This window comes from Bacillus cereus group sp. BfR-BA-01356 (assembly GCF_022663635.1).
GTDB lineage: Bacteria > Bacillota > Bacilli > Bacillales > Bacillaceae_G > Bacillus_A > Bacillus_A cereus.
Genome location: NZ_JAKUFX010000191.1, coordinates 1 through 8,213, shown reverse-complemented (window position 1 = coordinate 8,213; position 8,213 = coordinate 1). Strand labels below are relative to the sequence as shown.

The window sequence follows — 8,213 nt, the reverse complement described above, 5'->3', positions numbered from 1 at the left end:
AAATAATTATGGACAAGCACCAATGGGAGATACTGAATTTTTTGATGATGTGACTCCAAAAGGAAGTTGGGGTGGATTTACTTTAAAAGCTGGAGATATATTTATAACAAATGCAACAAGTTCAGCAGGTATAGTAGGACATGCAGCTATTGCTAATGGTGATAATTATATTTTACATATGCCTGGTGCTGGCCAAGGAAATCAACAATTATCTACATCTAATTGGATGCAAAAATATACTGCGTCAGGAAAATGGATTAAGGTTTATCGATTAAAAGATCAAACACTTGCTAGGGATGTAGCTAGATATGCTGATAGAAATTTTTATTCCACTACTGGAAGTGCAACTAAAAATGTTTATTTAGATTATGGTATCGATACACATCTGTATCAAAAAAATCCAACTTATTGTTCTAAGCTAGTATTTCAAGCATTTTATTTTGGTTCTGGATCAAGAAATGTTATGCAAGCGGTTAGTGGAATCGTAACTCCTTATGGTTTAATTGATACTTTTACTTCAGCATATAGACCGTCATTAGTAAAAACATATTAATAAATAATTTAGGAGGATTAAATTTGAAAAAAAAAAGATGTTAATAATGATGACTATCTTTATATCAATAGTTTTAGTAGTTAGTTTTGTTTTATTTAATAGAGTACATGCGAAAAAATCTATATATAATTACATTGCTAGACAAGGAATACAAGAAAGTCAGTTGAAATATATTGATTTTCGTAAAGACTTTAAAATAGGTGGATATTGGCTTGCTGTTTATGTTGAAGGAGAAAATCCTGATATTTATTATGAATATTCTTATCAAGATAAAAAAGTTAATTTTCAAGCTTACTTTAATTCTGAAAAAGCTATAAAGAAAAAAATGTGGGGTGGAAGTGGACTTACTGAAACAGAGATGAAAAAATTAAAGTATCCACCTTTGTAATAATAAACAGTATAAAAAAGAACTTAAATAAAGGATAAAATAAAGACTAATTAGTATTAAATAGATAAGTACTAATTAGTCTTTTTATTTTTTTTTAATTTAGTATTAATTAGAATTAAGAGTTTGATAAAGGATTTAATGAGCGATGGGGATAACTTGCAAAGTGACTATTGGGAGAAGAAAAATAAGCGGTAAGTGTCAATGGTAAGCGGACTGGAATAGATCAGCGGTTTGTGCTGATCTATGAAAGGAGCATTAAGGAATGGACACGTGCAGCCGATTTTCCATCCTCTTGGCAGTTCCTCAAAACGAACCGTTTTGGGGACGCCAACCGGCGAGGAAGCCCCTCAAGGATTTGAGGGGTTGGGGAGTTCGATTGATGGGGTCAAGGGGAAGAGTTCCCCTTGTGGGGTGTGGGGCAACGCCCCTGGTCTTTATCACGCTGTGGCGTGATTTGGCGAAGCCAACGAGGTCTCGCAGAGCCCACACCAAATGTAATTTGGTATAGTGAGCTATACCAAAACTTTGGATTCGCTCTCTCGATATGTTATGATAACCTTAAAAGTAGTCCTCTTACGGAAGACAATTGTGAGGGAAAAACATGAACAAATTCGCAATCATTCACATGCAGAAATTTCAAATTTCTGATGTGCAAGGGATTCAAAAACATAATCAAAGACAAGGAAAAAGTAAATCAAATTTAGACATCGATTATTCGAAAAGTGAACAGAATTATGATTTGTTGAATCAACAAAAAATTAGATATGAAAGCACAATTAAACAAGAGATCAGTGAGCGAGTAAAACGAAAGCCACGGGCAAATTCTGTTGTGCTTTCAGAATTTGTAGTAACAGCTTCGCCTGATTACATGCATTCATTAAGTTTAGAAGAACAGAAACGTTATTTTGAGAGTTCACTAGATTTTATTCAAAAGCGTTATGGCAAACAAAATACGTTGTATGCGATGGTTCATATGGATGAAGCGACACCACATATGCATATTGGTGTGATGCCAATTACAGAAGACAATCGTTTGTCCGCAAAAGATATGTTTACGAGAAAAGAATTGATATCTTTGCAACAGGACTTCCCGTTGGAAATGCGGGAAAAAGGTTTTGATGTAGATCGGGGAGAAGGTTCTGAGAAAAAACATTTATCGCCTCAAGCCTTTAAGGAAAAACAAGATTTAGAAGTAGAAGTGGAACAGTTATCCAATGTAAAAACGCATTTAAAGACAAAAGTAGTGGAAACGCATAATCAATTACAACAAACCACAAACTACATCGAAAAACAGAATGAAACGTTACAAAAAATTCAGCAACAATTTTTGAGTTTAGATAAAAAAATAAAAGAAAAGAAACAGGAATTTGAAACGTTTCGAAATCAAATTCCGGATAAGCCAGTGTCAATGTCTTATTTGCGAGAAGAAACAAAAACAGAAGTAACAACGAAACTGTTTGGAAAGCCAGAAATTACTGAGAAGAAAACAGGAAACATTGTGGTTACACGTGAGCAATGGAGAGATATGACAGAAAAAGTGAATGCAGCCGTTATTGTTAAAAAAGATTATGAACGTTTACAGAAGACGGATCTTGTAAAAGAGAATCAAAGTTTACGAGAAGATAATAAATATTTAGAAGAAACAATAGAGGGGAATAATCTTGCTTTAAAACATTCTTATAAACAAAATCGGGAATTAGAAGAAGTAAATAAAGAATTGCATACTGAAATAGGCACTTTAAAGGCTCATATAAGAGATTTACAGATGAATATAAAGGTTTTATATCAACAGACGAAAAAAGTCTTTAAAGAGCAATTTAAGGCATTTAGAGGACTTATTAAAAACGAACTGGATATGAAGGGTGTAGATAATCAATTTGAACGTGAACATACAAGAGAAATAAGAAGTAGACAGAAAGGATATGACATGGAACGTTAGAAACGTTTTGTGATATACTATAATTATTCATCACTAACTAATTTATGGGTTTCATCCATTTAAAAATCTCTTTATATGTGTGCATATAAAGAGATTTTTTGCGTTTATGTAATTAAAATTATGTTAAGATTGATAAGACTACATTTGAAAATGTGGGTTCAAGTTGCTGTTTGACTGAATTGCACAAAAAAACCAATTCTATTACACGAGAATTGGTTTTTTTGCGTATAACGAATAGAGATATATCTAGGCGTTTAAGGAGTTGTATCTTATATAATTTAGTCTAACATTAATAAAAAGAAAATTCAAAAATATTCACTAGATTTGTTGTTTATAAGGAATTATAAAACATGAAATTTTGCATATTTTCTAATTAATTCCCGGAAATAGGAATTAATGATTTATAATAAATAGATGAAATACCCTTTCAGTTTCCGATGAACTGTACTTTAGTCTGTTGTTAGTACGAAGTCTTTTAAAAGACTTCGTACTTTTTTTATTGTCGACCAAGACTATGTTGTAAATGCTCATAGCATTGTATGTTGAATTTCAATTGTAAGTTCCAAAGTAAACTTTTGAATATTAGTTTACTTTCAAATTATTGATTTTATAGAACTTTAAGAGATTTTTAGAAAAATAGACATTTCCATAAAGAAAGTATACATTCAGAACACAAGAATAAAAGGATTTCCACACCAGACCTTTGCCCCTTAGTCTTCGCAGTAAGGAAAGGCGCCTGTGTTAGCCTATTCGGACTAGCCAGTCTGTTTGCGAAGTGGGGGCAAACAGAAGGAAGGCATTAAACGGGATTTTATACTATGGTAAAAAACATTATTTATTGAAAAATAAAAAGCCACATTAATGTGGCTTTTGTTATCTTGTTTTTGTAATTGAACTAGATACAGAAGAACCATTAGAAATACTTATATTCCAGATTGTATCACCTGTGAAGAATCCACTTTGAAGTGTTACATATCCACGAGCTTTTGCCGGTTTACCACTAGATAGTATACTAGTAGATTTATTACTATAGGAACCATCGTTTATTCCTACTAAGAAATAATCCCAGTTTTTAATTGTTACGCTACCATCTCGCCAGAAAGTACATAACCATTTTCCTTTATAAGTAGCAATGGAAAGTCCACTAGCATAGAAAGTTTTTGAATGAGTAACATATGATGTTGAAGAAAAAGAATCAGAGAAAGCAGGTTCTGTTTTCACAGTATCTACAACTTTTAGGCCGTTAGAAGCTGTATAAGATGAAATAGGATTTTCTTTTGTTGCAGGTTGCATGTTATTGTTAATTTCTTTTTCAATTTCAGGAGTTAAATATGTATCTAAGCTAGGTTGTTTGGAAATTTCGGCAGCTTGCACATATTTGCTTGGTAATGAAAATGTACTAATCATTACAATTGTTAAGATGAAAAATAAAATTTTTTTCATAATTGTCCTCCTTGATATTATTATTTGGTACATTTATTATGATAATGCAAAATATTTAGAAAATAAAGACAGAAATGTAAAAAGGAGGTTTATTTGTATGTATTTTATATTGATCCTTTTTTGTACGATTATTTCAACGATAATTGGTTTAGTTGTTTATAATTTAATTTCTAGTAATAAAAATGTTTTTGGAATTTTATCTGTAATATTGACAAATGTAATATTGATGTTGTTTTTTAACATGATTTCATTGATTTGGTGTACTTTAATTGCAATTGGTATATATGTTATAGTTCTTAAAATACGTTTTAAAAGAAATATAACTAATTAATAGATTTAAAAGATTATTTAAAGGGCCTTAATTGGCCTTTTTTTGTAATTTGTAAAAAGGAAAGGGAACTATTTATAGAGTTTTTTTAACTAATTCTGTTTTTTGTTGTTTGGATATTTTGTGGAATTAATATAATTATAAACATGAAATTGAATTTATTTAATATTTTGTTATTAATTTTAATATAATGGTGGTTTAGTGAACTTTGGTATATTCAGTTTTTCATTTATAAAAAATAAAGTATAAGAAAACACCTTCAAAAAATGAAGGTGTTTTCTTATACTTTATTTTTATCGGTTAGAATGTGTTTGTAAAAAATAATCAGGTCGTGCGGGTGCACCACCACCGTCTCCTATATTTACAGCTTGATTTTTAAAAGAGTCGTTTAATCCTAACGATAGGATACTAATTAAAGATATTCCAAGTATAGTTAGATAAACTTTTTTCATTATTTTAACGCTCCTTTTTCTAATTCGTTTTTTTGAGCTGTATTGCTCATATAAAAATATTGACTTGCTTTGTTATGGTTGTTTTCTTCATAAAATCTTAGAGCTAAGATATCAGCATATTCTTTTACACATTCCCATAGTTTTTCTTGTTTAAAGTAAGTAATACCTTCTGAAATTGATGTTTCTAAAGTTAATGTAGGAACTTTATTATTGAGTGCTTTTAAGATTTTAAAACGATGTTGGAATTCTAGATTGTTAAAGTCGTTACTAAGTTTTAAGCCTTTTTCAATTAGTTGTTCAGCGTAATTATGGTCATTTATTTTATAGTATTCAAATGCTTCTACGAAAAATGCTTTGAAATGATTTGGATTGTTTTTTGTTACTTCAGATACATGACGAATTGCCAGTTTAGATAAATTTTGTTTTGAATATAACCAGGCTAAATTATGTCTTACCATAAGCATAGAGTTTTTATGGTTATTTTTTTGGAATGTGTCTAGGGCTTTATTAAATGATTCCTCAGCTAGTTCGAAATGTTTTAAGTCAATACAACATAGGCCTATAAAGTTGTCACATAGTGCTATATTTATTTCATAACCTTCATGTTTTGAAAATTCTTCTTTAGCTAATTTTATATAATCAAGAGCTATTACTTGTTTATAGATTTGATAATAAAAATATCCCATTCGATAATTAAATTCAGCATGTTCTATTGGATCAGGAATGTGTATTAATAGTTCTTTTGCTTTTTCATAGTGTTCACTTGCTTCAGTGTAATTGGATGTTAAAGTAGAATGGAATGCTTTAAAGAAGTGATAATAATAAGCTAGGAAGTCATCTGCTGGAGTTGTGAAATTATCCATTTCATCAAAACTGTTTTCGTTAATACTTATCCAATCCGTTAATGCTTTGTATCTAAAATCCAATAAAGAATAGTATAAGAGTAAGTTTTGATTTTCTTTGACATTGTTAATTTCACTGTCTATATATTCTTTTAATTGTTTTGCTTTAACTAATTGTTGTTTTAGCATGGATTGATACCAGTCATTTAATAATTTTGTTATTTGTTCATTTTCTAACTGAACATTCATAGAATCTTCCCCTTTTCCAAAATTATCTATATCTTGTTTTTACCATGTTATCATGGTAGTACATTAGATTAACTTTTAAATAAGTTGATATATATTATTTTTAATATTCTGTTTATTTTATCTTTGTTTTTATATGGATGACAAAAAGCCCTTTTATATCAAGGGCTTTTTGCTAATGGGCGTAAATAAGATATTAGTCTTATTGACATTTTTAGGATATCAAATTTAGTTAAAACTGTATATATTTGTTTTTCGGAATATAAAAAGTCAGACAAGATATAACAAAAAAAGCCATTCATGCTATAATTGAGTTGTCTAAGCTACAACTATAGGAGAAGGGCTTTTCTTACTGTTATACAATTAATTAGAGTGTTCAGACTCGAATTAATTTATCTAACTACATAATAACAAAATAAAAGTCTCTTCGCTAGTTGTAAATACTAGGAACGAGGAGAAAAGCATGACCAATACCATTGATTTTAAACAAGTTGAGAAAAATGCAAGAATACGTGATTTTGAGAATGAAAAAGAAAAGTTTAAACAAGATCATAACGGAATTAATCAAGAAGAAATAAATCAAGCAATGCAAGTATTAAGTAAAGCTACTGGTGGAAAAGAAGTTTTTATAGGTACTAAGCGTTCTCCACAATCAAGAGTGAAATTCGCTCAATTCATTCAAGATAATATAGATCAATTAGAAGAAATAAATTATCTTGATAACAAAGAAATTGTGGTTATTTGGAAAATAAGTAGAAAAATAGGTTTTCTATCAAATTGTATTGTAGATGATATACATAAAAAAAATCCTGTTCCATTAACTCAAACAGAGATTGCCTTATTGTTAAAAAGAACTAAAAATAACATTAATCCTATTATTAAATCATTAGTAGATAAAGGGATTTTAGCTGTTTCAGAGATTGGAATTGCAGGTAATAATGTTAGAGCCAATGCGTATTTTATGAATCCAAATATTATTTTTGCAGGTAATAAAGATGATGTTAATCCAACATTGAAAGCGATGTTTCATAGGGTTCCAAAAGAATTAAAAAACTTACCTGTAAAATTATTTTAAAGCTGAAATTTTCAGCTTTTTTTTGTTATTTTTGAAGTTCTTAAAATCAAGAACTTTAGTTCTTGATTTTAAGAACTTCAAAAACCTTCTTAAACCCTTGATATAATTATGTTTTTATCCTCAAACAAGGGATGTTTACTCTCACTCTCTATATAAGTGCTAAAAGTTCCGCAAGGAACAGGTCGTATTTTTGAGTAAAAAGCACTCAAAAATCTCCACCTTTTTCACTACGTTTCATCCTTGCCAAACTTTTTTCGGCTGGTTTTTAGCTTTCGCCAAGCCGAACAGACCAAAAACGGGGTTAAGTTGCTCGACTTGGACTAGCAATTGTACCAGCCGAACCGCCAATTCTTCCGTTCAAAGCATGATTCTTTTTCCATATGGATCAACGCTATGTGGGGTTTAGCCCCCACACGACTAGCCAGCACTCACACCCAAAAACAAGGGGGAATTACATTATTTAGTTAGTAAATATTTGTATGTTTTTTGTCACAAGTAGTTACATTTTGAATTTGAAAATCGTGTTACCTTTATAAAAGGTTACCGAAATATAATAATTATTCAGGGAGACAATTTATGAAAAAATTATTGATTAGTTTTATTGCTATTTTATTTTTTATTTGTGGCTTTAACTTGAAAGCGTTTGCTGCTGAGGAAGTTATTGATTATCAATCTCTTTATAATCAAGCAATTCAAGAAGGTGTTTTAGATCAAAATAGTGTATCTTATAATGAATGGTTAAAACAAAATAAAGAAGAATTTATGCCTATATATCAAGATGGCTTAAAACAAGGTGTTTTTCTAGAACCGTTATCTTATAATGAATGGCTAAAATTAAATAATTATGGACAAGCACCAATGGGAGATACTGAATTTTTTGATGATGTGACTCCAAAAGGAAGTTGGGGTGGATTTACTTTAAAAGCTGGAGATATATTTATAACAAA

At 30.0% G+C, this 8,213-nt stretch carries 7 protein-coding genes and 1 pseudogene; 5 read left to right on the top strand and 3 right to left on the bottom strand.

Features of this window, described 5'->3' with window-relative positions:
- The 3 genes from MR168_RS31300 to mobV all read left to right on the top strand — a co-directional run.
- Positions 1-553: hypothetical protein (locus MR168_RS31300; protein ID WP_242291731.1), on the top strand; the 553-nt coding region annotated here is incomplete at its 5' end.
- 37 nt (positions 554-590) lie between these two features.
- On the top strand, positions 591-941 hold the full coding sequence (locus MR168_RS31295; RefSeq protein WP_021729366.1) for a DUF3139 domain-containing protein: 351 nt from the start codon (positions 591-593) through the stop codon (positions 939-941).
- A 601-nt stretch (positions 942-1,542) separates the two neighbouring features.
- Positions 1,543-2,880 carry a MobV family relaxase gene (gene mobV / locus MR168_RS31290; protein WP_001031676.1) on the top strand — a complete coding sequence of 446 codons (1,338 nt, stop codon included), beginning with the start codon at positions 1,543-1,545 and terminating at the stop codon, positions 2,878-2,880.
- An 873-nt stretch (positions 2,881-3,753) separates the two neighbouring features.
- Here the strand turns inward: mobV and MR168_RS31285 are convergent.
- From MR168_RS31285 to MR168_RS31275, 3 genes are all read right to left on the bottom strand, one after another.
- Positions 3,754-4,323, bottom strand: coding sequence for a hypothetical protein (locus MR168_RS31285; protein WP_242291730.1), 570 nt, complete (start codon positions 4,321-4,323; stop codon positions 3,754-3,756).
- 621 nt (positions 4,324-4,944) lie between these two features.
- Positions 4,945-5,103, bottom strand: a complete 159-nt coding sequence (locus MR168_RS31280) for a hypothetical protein (RefSeq protein WP_000758643.1) — start codon at positions 5,101-5,103, stop codon at positions 4,945-4,947.
- Positions 5,103-6,194 carry a response regulator aspartate phosphatase gene (locus tag MR168_RS31275; RefSeq protein WP_042595186.1) on the bottom strand — a complete coding sequence of 364 codons (1,092 nt, stop codon included), beginning with the start codon at positions 6,192-6,194 and terminating at the stop codon, positions 5,103-5,105. The genes MR168_RS31280 and MR168_RS31275 overlap by 1 nt, the downstream gene beginning before the upstream one ends.
- 460 nt (positions 6,195-6,654) lie before the next feature.
- Between MR168_RS31275 and MR168_RS31270 the strand changes: the two genes are divergently transcribed.
- Positions 6,655-7,266 (top strand): helix-turn-helix domain-containing protein, encoded by a 612-nt coding sequence (locus MR168_RS31270; RefSeq protein ID WP_000185570.1) that lies wholly within the window; start codon positions 6,655-6,657, stop codon positions 7,264-7,266.
- Between the two features lie 576 nt (positions 7,267-7,842).
- A pseudogene (locus tag MR168_RS31265) lies at positions 7,843-8,213 on the top strand (hypothetical protein); the annotation flags it as partial.

What these genes read in the sequence shown, in the direction of transcription:
- MR168_RS31295 (WP_021729366.1), top strand. Translation starts at nt 591, where the DNA reads ATGTTAATAATGATGACTATCTTTATATCAATAGTTTTAGTAGTTAGT.
- mobV (WP_001031676.1), top strand. Translation starts at nt 1,543, where the DNA reads ATGAACAAATTCGCAATCATTCACATGCAGAAATTTCAAATTTCTGAT.
- MR168_RS31285 (WP_242291730.1), bottom strand. Translation starts at nt 4,323, where the DNA reads ATGAAAAAAATTTTATTTTTCATCTTAACAATTGTAATGATTAGTACA.
- MR168_RS31280 (WP_000758643.1), bottom strand. Translation starts at nt 5,103, where the DNA reads ATGAAAAAAGTTTATCTAACTATACTTGGAATATCTTTAATTAGTATC.
- MR168_RS31275 (WP_042595186.1), bottom strand. Translation starts at nt 6,194, where the DNA reads ATGAATGTTCAGTTAGAAAATGAACAAATAACAAAATTATTAAATGAC.
- MR168_RS31270 (WP_000185570.1), top strand. Translation starts at nt 6,655, where the DNA reads ATGACCAATACCATTGATTTTAAACAAGTTGAGAAAAATGCAAGAATA.